General features: G+C 68.7%; 19 protein-coding genes and 1 tRNA gene. 11 read left to right on the top strand and 9 right to left on the bottom strand.

What is annotated here, in order from left to right; genetic code table 11:
- Nucleotides 1–42: 42 nt before the first annotated feature.
- The 4 genes from H5T77_RS12610 to H5T77_RS12595 form a co-directional block, all read right to left on the bottom strand.
- Nucleotides 43–753 carry a hypothetical protein gene (locus H5T77_RS12610; protein WP_292649737.1) on the bottom strand — a complete coding sequence of 237 codons (711 nt, stop codon included), beginning with the start codon at nt 751–753 and terminating at the stop codon, nt 43–45.
- Between the two features lie 52 nt (nt 754–805).
- The gene (locus H5T77_RS12605; RefSeq protein ID WP_292649736.1) at nt 806–1,264 is read right to left on the bottom strand and encodes a nitroreductase/quinone reductase family protein; all 459 of its coding nucleotides are present in this window, start codon (nt 1,262–1,264) and stop codon (nt 806–808) included.
- Nucleotides 1,265–1,336: 72 nt separating this feature from the next.
- Nucleotides 1,337–1,410: transfer RNA gene (locus tag H5T77_RS12600), tRNA-Pro, on the bottom strand.
- Nucleotides 1,411–1,482: 72 nt separating this feature from the next.
- A complete protein-coding gene (locus H5T77_RS12595; RefSeq protein ID WP_292649734.1) occupies nt 1,483–2,415 on the bottom strand; it encodes a metallophosphoesterase in 933 nt (310 codons plus the stop codon).
- A 25-nt stretch (nt 2,416–2,440) separates the two neighbouring features.
- Between H5T77_RS12595 and H5T77_RS12590 the strand changes: the two genes are divergently transcribed.
- Complete coding sequence (locus tag H5T77_RS12590; protein ID WP_292649732.1) at nt 2,441–2,899, top strand: GatB/YqeY domain-containing protein; 459 nt, start codon at nt 2,441–2,443, stop codon at nt 2,897–2,899.
- 67 nt (nt 2,900–2,966) lie between these two features.
- On the opposite strand, the gene H5T77_RS12585 is transcribed toward H5T77_RS12590, so the two are convergent.
- Entirely contained in the window at nt 2,967–5,357 is a 2,391-nt protein-coding gene (locus H5T77_RS12585) for a transglycosylase domain-containing protein (RefSeq protein WP_292649730.1), read from the bottom strand.
- 226 nt (nt 5,358–5,583) lie between these two features.
- Between H5T77_RS12585 and H5T77_RS12580 the strand changes: the two genes are divergently transcribed.
- The gene (locus H5T77_RS12580) at nt 5,584–5,859 is read left to right on the top strand and encodes a WhiB family transcriptional regulator (RefSeq protein ID WP_179660765.1); all 276 of its coding nucleotides are present in this window, start codon (nt 5,584–5,586) and stop codon (nt 5,857–5,859) included.
- A gap of 78 nt (nt 5,860–5,937) precedes the next feature.
- Here the strand turns inward: H5T77_RS12580 and bagB are convergent, their stop codons facing one another.
- Genes bagB through H5T77_RS12565 form a run of 3 tightly spaced genes read right to left on the bottom strand, consistent with a single transcriptional unit; the run spans nt 5,938 to nt 8,960 of the window.
- The gene (bagB, locus tag H5T77_RS12575) at nt 5,938–7,104 is read right to left on the bottom strand and encodes an ArsA family ATPase (RefSeq protein ID WP_292649727.1); all 1,167 of its coding nucleotides are present in this window, start codon (nt 7,102–7,104) and stop codon (nt 5,938–5,940) included.
- Nucleotides 7,101–8,117: an ATPase BagA gene (gene bagA / locus H5T77_RS12570; RefSeq protein WP_292649726.1), complete on the bottom strand. Its 1,017-nt coding sequence runs from the start codon at nt 8,115–8,117 to the stop codon at nt 7,101–7,103. Before bagA ends, bagB begins: the two co-directional genes overlap by 4 nt.
- 27 nt (nt 8,118–8,144) lie before the next feature.
- Nucleotides 8,145–8,960, bottom strand: a complete 816-nt coding sequence (locus H5T77_RS12565; protein WP_292649725.1) for a maleylpyruvate isomerase family mycothiol-dependent enzyme — start codon at nt 8,958–8,960, stop codon at nt 8,145–8,147.
- A 91-nt stretch (nt 8,961–9,051) separates the two neighbouring features.
- On the opposite strand from H5T77_RS12565, the gene H5T77_RS12560 reads away from it, so the two are divergent.
- The 5 genes from H5T77_RS12560 (at nt 9,052) to H5T77_RS12540 (ending at nt 12,008) form a co-directional block, all read left to right on the top strand.
- Nucleotides 9,052–9,207 carry a DUF4177 domain-containing protein gene (locus tag H5T77_RS12560; RefSeq protein ID WP_292649723.1) on the top strand — a complete coding sequence of 52 codons (156 nt, stop codon included), beginning with the start codon at nt 9,052–9,054 and terminating at the stop codon, nt 9,205–9,207.
- Complete coding sequence (locus tag H5T77_RS12555; protein WP_292649721.1) at nt 9,204–9,662, top strand: RidA family protein; 459 nt, start codon at nt 9,204–9,206, stop codon at nt 9,660–9,662. The genes H5T77_RS12560 and H5T77_RS12555 overlap by 4 nt, the downstream gene beginning before the upstream one ends.
- Nucleotides 9,663–9,724: 62 nt before the next feature.
- Nucleotides 9,725–10,600 (top strand): NUDIX hydrolase, encoded by an 876-nt coding sequence (locus H5T77_RS12550; protein ID WP_292649719.1) that lies wholly within the window; start codon nt 9,725–9,727, stop codon nt 10,598–10,600.
- A complete protein-coding gene (locus H5T77_RS12545; protein WP_292649718.1) occupies nt 10,597–11,391 on the top strand; it encodes an MBL fold metallo-hydrolase in 795 nt (264 codons plus the stop codon). The genes H5T77_RS12550 and H5T77_RS12545 overlap by 4 nt, the downstream gene beginning before the upstream one ends.
- Nucleotides 11,392–11,408: 17 nt before the next feature.
- Nucleotides 11,409–12,008 carry a YdeI/OmpD-associated family protein gene (locus H5T77_RS12540; RefSeq protein ID WP_292649717.1) on the top strand — a complete coding sequence of 200 codons (600 nt, stop codon included), beginning with the start codon at nt 11,409–11,411 and terminating at the stop codon, nt 12,006–12,008.
- A gap of 5 nt (nt 12,009–12,013) precedes the next feature.
- Here H5T77_RS12540 and H5T77_RS12535 read toward each other — a convergent pair whose 3' ends face one another.
- Complete coding sequence (locus tag H5T77_RS12535) at nt 12,014–12,691, bottom strand: Crp/Fnr family transcriptional regulator (RefSeq protein WP_008356269.1); 678 nt, start codon at nt 12,689–12,691, stop codon at nt 12,014–12,016.
- Nucleotides 12,692–12,878: 187 nt separating this feature from the next.
- Between H5T77_RS12535 and nth the strand changes: the two genes are divergently transcribed.
- From nth to H5T77_RS12515, 4 genes are all read left to right on the top strand, one after another.
- Nucleotides 12,879–13,595 (top strand): endonuclease III, encoded by a 717-nt coding sequence (nth, locus tag H5T77_RS12530; RefSeq protein WP_292649712.1) that lies wholly within the window; start codon nt 12,879–12,881, stop codon nt 13,593–13,595.
- Between the two features lie 38 nt (nt 13,596–13,633).
- Nucleotides 13,634–14,251 (top strand): TlpA family protein disulfide reductase, encoded by a 618-nt coding sequence (locus H5T77_RS12525; protein WP_292649710.1) that lies wholly within the window; start codon nt 13,634–13,636, stop codon nt 14,249–14,251.
- A gap of 79 nt (nt 14,252–14,330) precedes the next feature.
- Entirely contained in the window at nt 14,331–15,029 is a 699-nt protein-coding gene (locus H5T77_RS12520; protein WP_292649708.1) for an NUDIX hydrolase, read from the top strand.
- On the top strand, nt 15,026–16,204 hold the full coding sequence (locus H5T77_RS12515; RefSeq protein ID WP_292649706.1) for a MarP family serine protease: 1,179 nt from the start codon (nt 15,026–15,028) through the stop codon (nt 16,202–16,204). Before H5T77_RS12520 ends, H5T77_RS12515 begins: the two co-directional genes overlap by 4 nt.
- The last annotated feature ends 119 nt before the right edge of the window (nt 16,205–16,323 follow it).

The raw sequence follows: 16,323 nt of genomic DNA, 5'->3' as shown, positions 1-16,323 counted from the left end.
GACACCTCGGCCGACGCGGGTGACGCCTCGGCGTGGGGGTTGTCAGTCGATATAGGTCGTGGTGACCCAGTAGGAGAGGGCGTACGCGGCGGCGGTGAGGATCACGGCGATGATCACGCCCCAGGGGTTGTTGAAGACCTCGGTGAGGAAGAGCATCGAGACCACGGCGACGAGCGCTGAGCCGAGGAAGCTGATCGTGAAGGGGGAGCGGGCGCCGGCCAGGCGGAAGAGGTAGCCGCCGACGACGACCGCGAGGACGAAGACGGCGATGAGGACGATCGCGCCCTTGTCGCCGAGCGACGAGGTGCCGCGCGTCCACTGGCTCACGGTGCCGCTGAACCAGATGGCCAGGGTCATGAACGCGCCGACGATGGCGCCGATCATGACCGCCGCCGACATGCCGGTCGGGGTGGTGAGCTTCAGCCGCCGCTGGCTCGGGGCCTTGGGCGCTTTCGGCTCCTTGGTCGCCTTGGGGGCTCGAGGGGCCTTGGCCTTCGGCTCCCGCGCCGGCTTCGGAGGCTTCTGAGATTTTGAAGCCTTCTGCTTCTGCGCGGGCTTCTCGTCGGTCTTCTTCGCCGGCGGCTCGGGCGCGACGACGGGCGGGGCCGTCTTCTCCAGCACCTGGGTCTTCTCCGCAGAACCCTGCTGAGCCGAAGACTTCTCGGGCTTGGCGTCGGTCGGCTTCGTACCCCCACGCTTCTTCTTGAAGCCGAACGACGGCGCGGCGAGCTTGTCGGCGGGGTCGTTGGTCATGAGGGGCAGTTTCGCATGCCGTACGCCACAATTGAACCCAGGAGGATCGAACTCAGGCGCGGGTCAGGCGGATGACCGGGATCTCGCGGTCGGTCTTCTCCTCATAGCTCCCGAAGTTGGCGGCCGAGTCGACGATCTCGGCCCAGACTCGTGCGCGCTCCTCGCCGTGGAGCTGCTCGGCGGCCACGGGGATCGTCTCACCGCCGAGCTCGATGGTGACGCGGTCCGGGTGAGCGGCGAGGTTGTAGTACCAAGCCGGGTTCTTCACCGCGCCGCCTGCCGAGGCGACCACCAGCCAGGTGCCGTCCTCGCCGGGGAACCAGGCGAGCGGCGACGAGCGGGGCTCGCCGCTCTTCTTGCCGATAGTGGTGAGCACGAGCAGTCGCATCCCGGCGGTGGTGCCGGTGCTCTTGCGGGCCCGGAGCATCATCAGCCTGTTGCCCAGCTTCAGGAGGGGGTTGGCGGTGGGCTGCCTGGCGCCGCGGGTGCCGTTGCGAGTGTCGAAGCTCATGTCGTCGACACTACTCGGCCAGAAACAGGTTCAGGCCCGGAGATCTGGTGATCTCCGAGCCTGAACTCGCTGTCGGGTTGACAGGATTTGAACCTGCGGCCCCCTCGTCCCGAACGAGGTGCGCTACCAAGCTGCGCTACAACCCGAATGCTGCACCGATCAACGGTCCAACGAGAGTTGAGCATAGCCCAGAGACTCCCCTCACCCGTAATCGAGCCCTATCCGCGAGAAGCGCCACGCGGAGTCAGCGTCAGGAGGGTGGCCTCGGGGCGGCAGGCGATCCGGATCCGGGTGTACGGGGAGGTGCCGAGTCCGGCCGATACGTGCATCCAAGCCTGCCGCCCACCGTGGGTGTGCGTGTGCAGCCCGCGCACCCGGGCGGGGTCGAGATCGCAGTTGGTCGCGAGCGCCCGCCCGCCGGGCAGGCAGATCTGGCCGCCATGGGTGTGCCCCGCCAGGATCGCGTCGTAGCCATCCGCGGTGAACTGGTCCAGGACCCGCAGGTACGGCGCGTGCGCAACCCCGAGGCGTACGTCCGCGGATGGGTCGGCGGGGCCCGCGACCGCCGGCAGGTCGTCGAGGCGGAGGTGGGGGTCGTCGACCCCGGCGAAAGCGAACTCGATGCCCTTGACGGTCAACGACGAGCGCGTGTTGGTGAGATCCAGCCAGCCGGACTTGGTGAAAGAGGCGGTCAGATCACGCCAGGGGAGCTCGGGAACATTCGTACGCCGCTTGCCGCGGTCCGGCAGCAGGTAGCCGATCGGGTTGCGCATCCGCGGCTCGTAGTAGTCGTTGGAGCCGTGCACGAAGACGCCGGGCACGTCGAGCAGCGTGCCGAGGGCGTTGACGACCGCCGGCACCGCCCGTCGGTCGGCGAGGTTGTCACCGGTGTCGACGACCAGGTCCGGCTTCAGCGCGGCCAGCGAGGCGATCCAGTCGAGCTTCTTGTGCTGCGACGGGACCACGTGCATGTCGGAGAGGTGCAGCACGCGGAGCGGGTCCGCGCCCTCCGGGAGCACCGGCAGTCTCACGCGGCGCAGGGTGTACTGACGGGCCTCCCACAGGGCGTACGTCGTCATGGCCGCGCCGGTGGCGAGCCCGGTGCCGAGTGCTGTGCCGACTACTGGGCCGATCACTGAGGCGAGCCGCATGGCTCAACCCTGCCACAATGGTTCCATGAGCTCTTTGAAGGACCGACTCCGCACCGATCTGACCTCTGCGATGAAGGCCCGCGACAAGGACCGCGCCGGGACGCTGCGCATGGTCATGGCCTCGATCACCGAGGCCGAGGTCGCCGGCAAGGAGGCCAAGGAGCTCACCGACGACGAGATCACCACGATCCTCACCCGCGAGGCCAAGAAGCGTCGCGAGGCGGCCACTGCCTTCGCCGAGGGTGGCCGCACCGAGCAGGCCGAGAAGGAGACCGCGGAGGCCGCGGTGATCACCGAGTACCTTCCCGCTCAGCTGAGCGCCGAGGAGATCTCCGACCTGGTCAGCAAGGCCGTCGCCCAGACCGGTGCCGCCGAGGACGGGATGCGCGCCATGGGCAAGGTGATGGGCATCCTGACCCCGCAGACCAAGGGCCGTGCCGACGGTGGCGCCGTCGCCGCAGAGGTGCGCAAGCAGCTCGGCTGAGCGGGGCCGGAGAACGACTGTGGCCCCACCGGATCGGTGGGGCCACAGTCGTTGGCTGGGCGTGGCGTCAGTCGCTCGGCCACTCCCAGCCGAAATCAGGCTCTTGCCGGGCCGCTGCCGGCTTCCCGTTGCCGGGCTTTTCGTCGCCGCCCTCGTCCTCGGGCTTCTTCTTGTCGGGCTTCTTGTCAGGCTTGGGGTCGGGTTTCGGCTCCGGTCCGAGCGAGGTGTAGATCGTGATCGGCGAACCCTCGGCGGCGTCGCCGGACGGGGTGGTGAAGGCGACCAGACCACGGTCGTAGTCGGAGTACGCCTCGGGGCCGACCTGGACCTGGAAGCCGGCGTTCCGCAGCACCTTCGTCGCCTTCGAGACCGTCATGCCGCCGACCCAGGGGACGTCTACCGTGTTGCCCGCGATCACCTGCGGGTCGACCTCGTGGAAGTCCTGCGCCTTGAGGTACTGGTCGATCACCTGCATCGCATCGCCCCACATCGGGGCGGCCTGTCCGGAACCAGAGGCCGAGCCGATGTAGGAGCCCCCGACGACCTGTCCGTTGAGGGACTTCCAGGTGCCGTCGTAGTTCGCTCCGGCGATCATGGCGGCGGTGGCGAGCTTCGGGGTGTATCCCATGAACCAGACAGCCCGGTTGCCGTTGATGGTTCCCGTCTTGCCTGCAGCAGGGACGGAGAGTGCCTCATTGCTCGCGAATCCGCCTTCGAGCAGTCCGCGAAGGATGTCGTTGACCGCATCGGCGGTGCCCTTGGCCATCACCTGCTGGCACTTGGGCTCGTACTTCTTGATCACCTTGTCGTTCGCGTCGAGGATCTCGTTCACGGGGATCGAGTCACAGTGCTTGCCGCGGGCACCGAACGTGGCGTACGCCTCGGCCATCTCCAGCGGGCTCACACTGGTGACGCCGAGGGTGAAGGACGGCACTCGCTCGTCCTTGGGGTCGGTCAGCTGGATGCCCATCTTCTGGGCCATCTTGTAGGGGGCACAGAGGCCGGTGATCTGCTCCAGTTGGGCGTAGAAAGTGTTCACCGACTCGCGTGTGCCGGTGTACGCGTCCTTCGCCCCACTCGTCGTCGAGTTTCCGACCGGCCACGTGCCGACGCGGTTGCCGTCTCCGGGGCAGCCGGCGAACGACGACTCCTGGAGGACGATGTTCTCCGGCGAGTTGATCTTCTGCTTGAGCGGAAAGCCCTGCTCGATCGCCGCGGTGAGCACGAACGGCTTGAACGTCGACCCGGCCTGGAACCCGGCGGAGTCGCCGTACTGCGTCGGCACCATGTAGTTCAGGTAGGACTGACCCTTCTTCCGCTTGTCACCCATCGGGCGAGACTGGGCGAGCCCGCGCACCCGGCCGGTGCCGGGCTCGACCATCGCCAGGGCGCCGATCGCGTCGTCGGTCGCGTAGACGTGGTCCTCGACCGATTCCTGGGCGGCATCCTGGAAGCGCTGGTCGAGGGTCGTCTTGATCGTCAGGCCGCCCGACTTGAGCAGGGCCAGCCGATCGGCCTCGGTCTCGCCGAATGCGGGGTCCTTGACCAGCCAGTTGATCACGTAGTCGCAGAAGAACTCCGCGGACGAGCCGAGGCAGCCGTTGCGCTGCTTCTGGACGTTGAGGCCGAGGTCGGCGTCCTTCATCTTCTCCGCCTCGGGGCGGGAGATGACGTTGAGCCCGGCCATCCGGTCGAGGACGACGTTGCGGCGGGCGATGGTGGCGTCGGGGTAGTTGGTCGGGTCGTAACCGGTGGGGTTCTTCACCATCCCGGCCAGCATCGCCGACTGCTGCCAGTTGAGCTCGGAGGCGTTGACGTTGAAGTAGTGCTTGGCGGCGGCCTGGACGCCGTAGGCGCCGTCGCCGAAGTAGGCCGCGTTGAGGTAGCGCTCGAGGATCCAGTCCTTGGAGTGCTTCTCCTCCAGCGCGATTGCGTAGCGCAGCTCGCGGATCTTGCGGGCGGTCGACTTCTCGATCGCGGCCTTACGCTCCTCCTCCGTCTTCGCGGAGTAGACCAGCGTCGTCTTCACCAGCTGCTGGGTGATCGAGGAGCCACCCTGCACCGAGTCGCTGGCCTGGTTGGTGATCAGCGCGCGCAGAGTGCCCTTGAGGTCCATCGCGCCGTGCTGGTAGAAGCGGTAGTCCTCGATCGCCAGGAGAGCCTTCGTCATGTTGGACGAGATCTGGTCGAGCGGGCGGTAGACGCGGTTCTGGTCGTAGAGCGTCGTGATCAGCTTGCCCTTGCGGTCGACGATCTTGGTCGTCTGGGACATCTCGTCGATCTCGAAGGCCTGCGGCAGCGAGTCCATCTTCTCGGCGGTCTCTTTGGCCGCGATCCCGGCCACGCCGGCGAAGGGGATGGCCAGACCTGCGGCGACGACTCCGAGGACGGCTGCCACACCGCACATGACGGCGAGGTGCTTGAGCACGGTCTGCGGGCGCAGCGACGGCGAGGACATGCTGGTCATCGTAGGCGATCGCGGCTAATAGCACATGATTCGCAGTTGGCCCCGCACAGGTGGGTCAAAGGGGGGCCCTGGGACCCTCCTAGTCATTTCGGGCTACATACTTTGGGCCAGAAGGGTGTGTCACTAGAGAGGTTGCGGTCTTTAACCTTTAGTCCGCACGGGCGCTCACGCCGTCATTTGGGGAGGGCGAAGCGCTCCGACGAAGGGATGGCACACAATGTGGATTGATGAATGGTCGCTGCAGGCTGCATGTCGTGAGAACGAGCCCGACGAGCTCTTCGTCCGGGGAGCCGAGCAGAACAAGGCCAAGATGGTCTGCTCCGGCTGCGTCGTCCGCACCGAGTGCCTGGCCGAGGCGCTCGACAACCAGATCGAGTGGGGTGTCTGGGGCGGCATGACCGAGCGTGAGCGTCGTGCTCTGCTCCGTCGCAGCCCGAACGCTTCGTGGCGTGCGGTGCTCGAGGCCGCGCGCACCCGTGCCATCGTGGAGTGAGCACTCGTCCCCTACTCGAGTGGATCGCTGAAGATCAAGGTTTGAGCCAGGACGTATCTGCGTACGTCCTGGCTCGGCTCATTCCTGGGCCAGCAGTCGGGCGATCTCGCGGAGCCCGTCGAGATCGTGTACGTCGCCGGGCAGCGCCGGCACGACGGCGGTCGGGACCTGCGGATGGGCCACGGCGAAGCGCTCGCGCAGCTGATCCTGGCGTTCGACCAAGCGGGCGCGGTCGGCGTGGAGCCTCAGCAGCCCGGCGGTGAGGGGCGCGTCAGGGAGCCGCTCCGCTGCCGCCCCGGCCGCGGCGGCGGTGAGCGAGGCGTCGTCGGGCAGGGTCGCTCGGTTGACGACCAGTCCCTGAAGGGGCATCCGGTCGCCGGAGAGACGCTCGACGAAGTAGGCGGCCTCCCGGAGCGCATCGGGCTCGGGCGCCGCGATGACGAGGAAGGCGGTCTCGTCGGCCTGAAGCAGCGCGTACGTCTCCTGGGCCCGCTGCCGGAAGCCACCGAAGACCGTGTCGAGCGCGGTCACGAAGGTCTGCAGGTCGGTGAGCATCTGCCCGCCGAGGACCTTCTTGAGCGCGTTGGTGACGAGGTTGATCCCGGCCGACATGAGCCGGACCGGGCCCTTCGTGGGGGCCAGCATCAGGCGTAGGAAGCGGCCGTCAAGGAAGCTCGAGAGACGCTCGGGAGCGTCGAGGAAGTCGAGAGCGCTCCTGCTCGGGGGCGTGTCGACGACGATCAGGTCGTAGTCGCCGCTGCCGCCGTTGTGGGCGAAGGAGTCGCGGTAGAGCTGGCCGAGCTTCTCCATCGCCATGTATTCCTGCGTGCCGGCGAAGCTCGAGCTCAGCGCGATGTAGAACTGGTTGTTGAGGATCTGCTGCGCCTTCTCCGGACTGGCCTGGGACTCGACCACCTCGTCGAAGGTGCGTTTCATGTCGAGCATCATCGCGTCGAGCCGACCCGGGCCGACCCCAGGAACGGGCCGAGGCGTGTTGTCTAGCTGGGCGATGCCCATCGACTGGGCGAGGCGCCGAGCAGGATCGATCGTCAGCACCACCACCTTGCGACCGCGCTCGGCCGCTCGGAGGGCGAGGGCGGCCGACGTGGTCGTCTTGCCCACGCCACCGCTGCCGCAGCAGACGATGATGTGGGTGTCGAGGTCGTCGAGGAGCCGGTCGACCTCGAGAGCCTGGGTGTGGTCGCCGTGGGCGGCCAGCGGGCCGACGCGTGGATGTGACGTCATGCCAGCCCCTGATCCTTGAGCTCCGCCGCGAGCTCGTAGAGCCCACCGATGTCGATCCCGCCGGCGAGCCGGTTGAGCTCGTAGGTGGGGACACCGAGACCGGCGACGAGGTCACGCTGGGCGTCTTCGAGAGCTCGGCGCTCGGCGTACTCCTTCGCCTCGTCGGTGAGGGCGGAGATCAGGGCGGGCTCGGGTTCGACGCCGGCGCGCTTGAGGTCTTCGGCGATGGCGTCGCCGTCGAGGGAGCCGGCGAGGGCGGGGGCGAGAGAGTCGTCGGGGAGGTCGCGGGGGCGCACCTGGTTGATGATGACGCCGCCGACCGGGAGCCCGGCGGCTCGCAGCTCGCTGATGCCGTCGGCGGTCTCCTGGACCGGCATCTCCTCGAGCAGCGTGACCAGATGGACCGCGGTGCGGCGGGAGCGGAACAGGGTCATCATCGTGTCGGCCTGGTTCTTGATCGGACCGACCTTGGCCAGGCCCGCGACGGACTCGGAGACGTTGAGGAAGCTGGTGATCCGGCCGGTCGGGGGAGCGTCGAGCACGATGGCGTCGTAGGTCCGCGCGCCCTTGTTGCGGCTGTTGCGCTGGACGGCCTCGAAGAGCTTGCCGGTGAGCAGGACGTCCCGCACGCCGGGCGCGATCGTGGTGGCGAACTCGACGACGCCGAAGCGGTCGAGGGCGCGGCCGGCAGGACCGAGCTTGTAGTACATCTTGAGGTACTCGAGGAGAGCCTCTTCAGGGGCGATGTGCAGGGCGTAGACGTTGCCCGGCTCGGCGTCGGCGCCCGATCGCGACCGCAGCCGCAGCCCGGTCGCGATCCGGGTCTCCGCATAGGGCAGCGGGTCGACGTCGAACATCCGAGCCACCCCCTGGCGGCCCTCGACCTCGCAGAGCAGGACGTTCTTGCCATGGGAGGCCAGCCCGAGCGCCAGGGCTGCAGCCACCGTGGACTTGCCCGTGCCGCCCTTGCCAGTCACCACATGCAGCTGCACGTGTGGCCAGTCGGAACTCATGGGAGCGACTTTAACGGGGACCGGCTATCAGGGGGTGATGTTGAGGTTCTCGACGATCTTGGTGCCGAGAGTGGTGTCGCCGATGATCGTCACCCTCGAGGGGTCGGCGGAGGCGCGGCCACCGGCCAGGAGGACGTACGTCTCGCGGTCGGTGGAGAGCGTGACCGTGGGGTCGGCCACCGGGGTGGCCAGCGGGACGCCCTTGCCGTCCTTGGTGACCGTGAAGGCGTACGGAGCGTGGCCCTCGACCTCGACGACCACCGACGAGCCGGGGGCGCCGCCGGCCTTCTTGGCGAGCACGAAGCCGACGCCTTCGAGCAGGTAGTCGGTGGTGTGGAGGGCGCCGACGGTGTCCAGGCCGCCCGGCCGGCCGGTCGCGCGGCGGATGTCCTGCTCGTGCAACCAGAGGTCGAGCGGACGGTTGCGGAGCAGCTTTCCGGTGGTCCAACCGATCGCGCCGAAGACGCCGGACGCCGGCGCTGCGGGGTCCTCGGGCGGGGAGGCGAGCAGCTGGTCGTGGCGTACGGAGGCGTAGCGGCGGATCTCGTCGATGATGCTCGCCGGTGAGGCGTCGCGCCGGGTGAGCACGCCGATCTCGGTGAACTGGCCCATCGGCGTCCTGATGTGCTCGGACTCGGGGACCTCGGCATCCTCGCGGGGTGCGCCGCCGGTGAGGCCCTCGAGGTGCGCGACGTGGGAGGCGACGGCGCGTACGTCCCAGCCGGGCAGGTCGGTGGCCAGGTCCCAATCAGGCTCGGCGAGCTCCTCCAGGAGCGTGAGGAGATCCTGGACCGAGGACCACCAGGTGTCGACGTACGTCTTCAGCTGCTCTGTCGAAGTCACGGGTCGACCCTAGTGGGCCGGGCCGTCGGTTGGAAGGTCAAACCATGTCGCCGGGAAGCCGGTCTGCTGGCCCGGGAAGTAGGGTGCCGACATGACCAAGTGGGAGTACCAGGTAGCGCCGATCCTCAACCACGCGGCGGCGCAGATCCTCAACAACTTCGGTGCCGATGGCTGGGAGCTCGTCTCCATCATCGACAACGGCACCGGCAACTACGTCGGCTTCTTCAAGCGGGAGGGCTCGGCGTGAGCGCGCCCGAGGAGGTCCTCGCCGAGCTCGGCCTGAGTGTTCCGGAGGTGGTACCGCCGGTGGCGGCCTACATCCCGTCTCTCCGCACCGGCAATCACGTCTTCACCTCCGGGCAGCTTCCGATGAAGGACGGCGCCCTGCTTTCGACCGGCAAGCTCGGTGGCGAGGTCTCGCCCGAGGAGGGCATCGCCGCTGCGCAGCAGTGTGCGCTCAACGCCCTCGCGGCGGTGAAGGCCGAGATCGGTGACCTGTCGCTGGTCAAGCGGGTCGTCAAGGTGACGTGCTTCGTCGCCTCGACCCCTGACTTCACCGCTCAGCCGGGCATCGCCAACGGTGCCTCCGAGCTGCTCGGCAAGGTCTTCGGTGACGCCGGGCGCCACACCCGCTCCGCCGTCGGTGTGTCGGTCCTGCCGCTCGACGCTCCCGTCGAGGTGGAGATCATCGTCGAGATCTGAGCCTTGCTCCGAGGCTCAGACGGGGGTGGGACGCGGACGTCCGCGTCGCTACAGTGACGAGCGTGCGCATCCCGATCCCCCCAGTCCGGCTTGGTGACGACGTCGTGGCGCTGGCCGGGGAGTACGCCGAGGGCGTACGCACCCCGGTCGAGCCGCGCGACGCGGCGACGGTGATGCTGCTGCGGCCGGGTCCGAAAGGCACTCCCGAGGTCTACCTCCTCCGTCGGCAGCTGTCGATGGGGTTCGCCGCCGGGATGGCGGTCTTCCCCGGCGGCGGCGTGGACGTACGCGACGTCGAGCTGCCCGACTCCTGCTGGGCCGGGCCTTCGGCGGCTGAGTGGGCGCGCCGGCTCGGGGTCGAGGAGTCCCGCGCCCGTGAGCTGGTCGCCGCGGCGGTGCGGGAGACGTTCGAGGAGTGCGGGGTGCTGCTCGCGGGGGCGTCGGGCGACGCCGTCGTCGACGACGTCTCGGGTGACGAGTGGGAGGCTGATCGAGCCGCCCTGGAGTCACGCGCGTTGTCGTTGACCGAGCTGCTGACCCGGCGCGGGCTGGTGCTGCGTACGGATCTGCTGGCGCCGTGGGCCGCCTGGACGACGCCCATCTTCGAGCCGAAACGCTTCGCGACCTGGTTCTTCGTCGCACGGCTGCCCGAAGGGCAGGTCACCCGCGACGTGTCCACGGAGTCCTCCTCGGTGCTCTGGCTGGGGGTCGACGAGGCCGCTGCCCAGGTCGAGGCCGGCGAGCTGGCCATGATGCCGCCGACCTACCTCAACTGCCTCGAGGTCGCCTCGATCGGATCGGAGGACGAGGTGCTCGCCGACGCCGCCGGACGGACCCTGACGATGTTCACCCCGGCCGTCACCGCGATCGACGGCGGCCACATCCTGTCGATGATGCCGATGCACGAGAAGCTGATGTCCGGACGGGGACGCTCATGAGCGACTCCTGGTCAGGCGGGGTCTTCGGCGAGCGCGGGCAGTGCATCCTCGCGCCCAACCCCGGGATCATGTCGCTCGACGGCACCAACACCTGGGTGCTGCGCGAGCCGGGTGCGCGCCGGTCGGTCGTGATCGACCCCGGACCTCTCGACGAGGGTCATCTCGATGCCGTCGCGGAGGCGGCCGGGGAGGTGGCCACCGTGCTGCTGACCCATCATCACTACGACCATTCCGAGGCGGCGCGGGCCTTCGCCGAACGGGTCGGGGCCGGCGTACGCGCTCTTGATCCTGAATACCGGCTCGGGAGCGAGGGGCTCGGCGACGGTGACGTCATCGAGGTCGACGGCCTGGAGATCCGCGTCGTCGGGACCCCCGGGCACACCGCGGACTCGCTCTCCTTCTGGCTGCCGGCCGACGGTGCGGTGCTGACCGGGGACACCGTCCTCGGGCGAGGCACGACCGTGGTGGCCCATCCCGACGGTGAGCTCGGCGCCTACCTGGACTCGTTGGACCGCCTGCACGCGCTGGCCTCCGAGCACGGGATCGGCAACGTATGGCCTGGTCACGGCCCGGTCATCGGCGACGCGCTGCGCGCCCTCGACTACTACATCGCCCACCGTCGCGAGCGCCTCGGCCAGGTCGAGGAAGCCCTCTCGAGGCTGGAGACCACGCCAGCTGCGGCCGACCCGCGGACGATCGTCGAGGTCGTGTACGCCGACGTGGACCAGGTCCTCTGGGGTGCCGCCGAGCTCTCCGTACGAGCACAATTGGCTTACCTCGCTGAGCGCTGAGGCCTACTGTTCGGGTCATGGCGATCCTGTCCGGTGCCGAGCTCCTTCTTCCCGACCCACCCGCGTGGCGGGCCTGGCTGGAGGAGCACCATGCCGACACTCCCGCGGTCTGGCTCGTGCTGACCAAGAAGGGCGGCACGTTGACCTCGTTGACCTGGCAGACCGCGCTCGACGAAGCGCTCTGCTTCGGCTGGATCGACGGTCAGGCCCGGCGGCGCGACGAGCAGTCGTCGTTCCAGCGGTTCACGCCGCGTGGGCCGAAGAGCCGTTGGTCACAGAGGAACGTCGAGCACATCGACCGTCTCGAGCGTGAGGGCCGGATGACCGCCGCCGGGCGGGCCGCCGTGGAGGCGGCGAAGGCGGACGGGCGGTGGGAGGCGGCGTACGCCGGTCCGGCCACCGCCGAGACCCCGCCCGACCTCCTCGCCGCGATCGTCGCGGTGCCCGCGGCGCAGGCGATGTACGACGTCCTCACCTCCCAGAACCGGTTCGCGCTCTATCACCGCATCACCTCCCTGAAGACCGAGGCCGCGCGGACGCGCAAGATCGAGGAGTACGTCGCCATGCTCGCCCGTCACGAGACGATCCACCCACAGAAGCGGCAGCCTGAGCGCTGACCAGATCAGCGGGCGCGGCGGGCCATGCGCTCGATGTCCATGATCACGACCGAGCGGGGCTCGAGGCGGAGCCAGCCGCGGCTGGCGAAGTCGGCCAGGGCCTTGTTGACGGTCTCGCGGGAGGCGCCGACGAGCTGGGCCAGCTCCTCCTGGGTGAGGTCGTGGTGGACGTGGACGCCGTCGTCGGCGGTGCGGCCGAAGCGGTCGGCGAGGTCGAGCAGGGCCTTCGCCACGCGGCCGGGCACGTCGGAGAAGACGAGGTCGGCGACGACGTCGTTGGCCTTGCGGAGTCGGCCGGCCAGCTGGGCGAGCAGGCCGCGGGCGACGACCGGGCGGCCCTCGAGCCACTTGAGGAGGTCCTCGTGGGACAGGCTCGCGAAGGCGGAGTCGGTGACCGCGGTGACGGTGGCCGAGCGGGGGCCGGGGTCGAAGAGGGAGAGCTCGCCGAACATCTGGCCCGGGCCCATGATGGCGAGCAGGTTCTCGCGGCCGTCGGACGAGGTGCGGCCGAGCTTCACCTTGCCGTCGATCACGACGTACAGCTTGTCGCCGGAGTCGCCCTCGTGAAAGAGCACCTCTCCGCGGCGGAGCTTGGACTCTGCCATCGAGGCGTGCAGGGCCGTCATCGACTCGTCGTCGAGTGCGCTGAAGAGCGGTGCCTGACGGAGTACGTCGTTGTCCATTGCGGCCATTCCTCCTGGATTTTCCCCACATCCGCGGGTATTACATCGGGAATCCTATCTGTGGAACGTCTCACAAGTGCACATCACCCACCGATAAGGGCAGAAAGAGCATGTATAGGGCGGTATCCGTGCTAACCGTCTCGTGGGCCGGATCGGGATTGTCGGTGTGGCCGCGTAGCCTTGCTGCGTGCCTGCCCAGAAGTTTGCGACTGAGACGCGCCTGGGTCTGGTGCGTCGTGCCCGTCGGATCGACCGCATTCTCGGTGAGACCTACCCGGATGCGAAGGCCGAGCTCGACTTCACCAACCCGTTCGAGTGTCTGGTCGTGACCGTGCTGAGCGCGCAGACCACGGACAAGCGGGTCAACCTGGCCTCGCCGGCCCTCTTCGCGGCCTATCCGTCCGCGAAGGAGATGGCCGCCGCGCCCCGGGAGCACCTGGAGCAGCTCGTCGGGCCGCTCGGCTTCTTCCGTGCCAAGACCGAGGCCCTGCTGAAGCTGAGCGCGGTCCTGGTTGAGGAGTACGACGGGGAGGTGCCCTCACGTCTCGAGCAGCTGGTGAAGCTGCCCGGCGTCGGGCGCAAGACCGCCAACGTGGTGCTCGGCAATGCCTTCGGCAAGCCGGGGATCACCGTCGACACGCACTTCGGGCGGCTCTCGCGACGCTTCGGATGGACGACCGAGAAGGATCCGGTCAAGGTCGAGCACGCGGTCGGTGAGCTGTTCGAGAAGCGGGACTGGACGATGCTCTCCCACCACGTGATCTGGCACGGGCGGCGGATCTGTCACGCCCAGAAGCCGGCGTGCGGCGCCTGCCCGGTGGCACAGCTGTGCCCGGCGTACGGGGAGGGCCCGACCGACCCGGTCGCCGCGGCGAAGCTGGTCCGCACGGAGGGCCGCAACTGATGGTTCGTGTCCTCGGGGGTAGAGGCCGGGCCGCGACGGTGAGCGCTCTGCTCGCGGCCGTGGTTGTCGTGCTGACCGGCTGCGGAGCCGAGTCGCCGGCCGGCGGTGGGCAGGCGGGCGCGCCGCTCGGCGACGCGACGTCCTCCTCTGATGTCGACGTCGCCACCGCGAAGATGGTCGCGGCCAAGAAGGCCTCGAAGGTGGAGGAGTGCCGCGCCGGGTCGGCGAGCGACGGCGGCCTGCCGTCGATCGAGCTGCCGTGTCTCGGCGGTGGCGACTCGGTCGATCTGGCCTCCTTCGAGGGTCCGATGGTGATCAACCTCTTCCAGGGATTCTGTGCGCCCTGCAAGGAGGAGATGCCTGCCCTGCAGAGCTTCCACGAGACCTACGGCGACGAGGTGCCGGTGATCGGCATCGACGTCATGGACACCGTGCCCGGGGTCGCGCTCGAGGAGGCGATCTCGCGAGGGGTGACCTTCCCGATGTACGCCGATCCCGGCGGCGAGCTGCAGGGCGGGTCGCTCACCGCGCGAGCGGTGCCGACGACGTACGTCTTGTCCTCCTCCGGTGAGGTGAAGCTGCTGCAGATGGGCGGCATGACCAGCGAGGACCAGGTCAAGGAGCTCGTCGAGCAGAAGCTGGGGATCACGCTGTGAGCGAGCGTCAGCGAGCGAACCGTCCATGCATCACGCGACCGCGTCCGTATTCTGGCGCTTGCGCTACGGAGGTGGTCGCGTGAGTGAGCGAGCGGACCTTCTGAACAACTCGCGACCGGAGTGGTTCGACGAGATCGTCGAGGCGGCGCAGCAGATCCAGGGCGAGGACATCTCCCAGTTCCTGCCGCCGGAGGATGGCAGTGCGCGCGAGTCGGCGGTGCTGATGCTCTTCGGCGAGGGCCCCGAGGGGCCCGACCTGTTGCTGACCGAGCGGTCGCACACGATGCGTTCCCATCCCGGACAGGTCTCCTTCCCCGGTGGCCGGCTCGACCCCGGCGAGACCGCCGAGGAGGCCGCGCTCCGGGAGGCCTGGGAGGAGACCGGGCTCGACCCGACCGGTGTCGACGTGGTCGGCAGGCTCCCGGCGCTGTGGATCCCGTTCTCCAACCACGCGGTGGTGCCGATCGTCGCGTGGTGGCGAGAGCCTTCGCCGGTCACAGCGCGTTCGCTCGAGGAGGTGCACGCCGTGTATCGGGTGCCGCTGTCGGATCTCATGGACCCGGCGCACCAGATCCAGGTGGGCGCGCCAGGGCGCAGCGGGTGGCTGATGCCCGCGTTCTTGATCGGACCGGAGAAGGATGTCATCCTCTGGGGCTTCACCGGCGGAATCATCAGCCGCTTCTTCACCTATCTCGGGTGGATCACGGAGATTCCGGACGCCCCGATCAAGGAGTTGCCCGAATACATGTTTCAGGGACGCGAACGGAATCGGCCGTGAATTTTCTTGACTGGATCCTGATCATTCTCGTCGCGGCCTACGCGCTCTCGGGCTACTGGCAGGGCTTCATCACCGGCGCCTTCGCGACCGGCGGACTGCTGCTCGGTGGCTTCATCGGCATCTGGCTGGCGCCGAAGGTGCTCGGCAGCGCAACTCCGTCGTTGTGGGTCTCGCTCGGCGCCCTGTTCGTCGTGATCGCGTGCGCGTCGATCGGCCAGGCGGTGCTGCAGTACGGCGGCGTACGTGTGCGGGACGAGATCACCTGGCAACCCGCCCGGATCGTCGATGCGCTCGGTGGGGCGCTGCTCAGCGCGGCCGCGGTGCTCGTCGTCGCCTGGGCGCTCGGTGTCGCGGTCTCTGGGGCCCAGATCAACGGGCTGACCCCCGCGGTGCGCGGGTCGGCGATCCTGGCCAAGGTCGACTCGATCATGCCGTCGCCGGCCGACCGGGCACTGAGCGCGTTCAACGACGTCGTCGGCACCTCGTTCTTCCCGCGCTACCTCGAGCCGTTCGCCCGTGAGCGGATCGTCGAGGTCGGACCGGGTCCGCGCCGCATGCTCACCGACCCCGATGTGGTGCGTGCGGGGGAGTCGGTCCTCAAGATCCGCGGTGCCAACGAGTGCGGCAAGGGTGTCGAGGGCACCGGGTTCGTGATCGGTCGCGGCTATCTGATGACCAACGCCCACGTCGTGGCGGGCGTCGACGACCCCAACGTCATCGTGGGTGACGGCGCAAACGACGCCAAGGTCGTCCACTACGACCCCGAGATCGACATCGCGGTCCTGAAGTTCAAGGGCGGCGGCAACCTCAAGCGTCTCGAGTTCGACAACACTGCCGCCGCCGAGGATCCGATCGCGGTCCTGGGCTACCCGCAGGACGGCCCCTTCGACGTACAGCCCGGTCGTATCCGCGCCGAGCAGCGCCTCCGCTCGCCCGACATCTACGGCGTCGGCACCGTCATCCGAGACGTCTACTCCGTACGCAGCCTCATCCGTCCCGGCAACTCCGGCGGCCCCATCGTCGACTCCGAGGGCGACGTCGTGGGCGTCGTTTTCGCCGCCTCGGTCACCGACTCCGAGACCGGCTACGCCCTCACCACCGACCAGGTCATCGAGATCGCCCGCGAGGCTCGCTCTCAGACCGCCGCTGTCGACACCGGAGCCTGCGCCGGCTGACCCCCGCCGAGACGTCACTCCCGTCGCCCGAGACGTCACTCCCGTCGTCCGAGTGGGCGATACGTTGCCCACTCGGACAACGGGAGTGACGCTTCGACGTGCGCTGGTGACGTCTCGGC

Origin of the sequence: Nocardioides sp., from assembly GCF_014360585.1 — a bacterium.
Classification (GTDB): domain Bacteria; phylum Actinomycetota; class Actinomycetes; order Propionibacteriales; family Nocardioidaceae; genus Nocardioides.
Note: the sequence above shows the minus strand (reverse complement) of the source record. Positions and strands in the feature narration are given on the sequence as shown.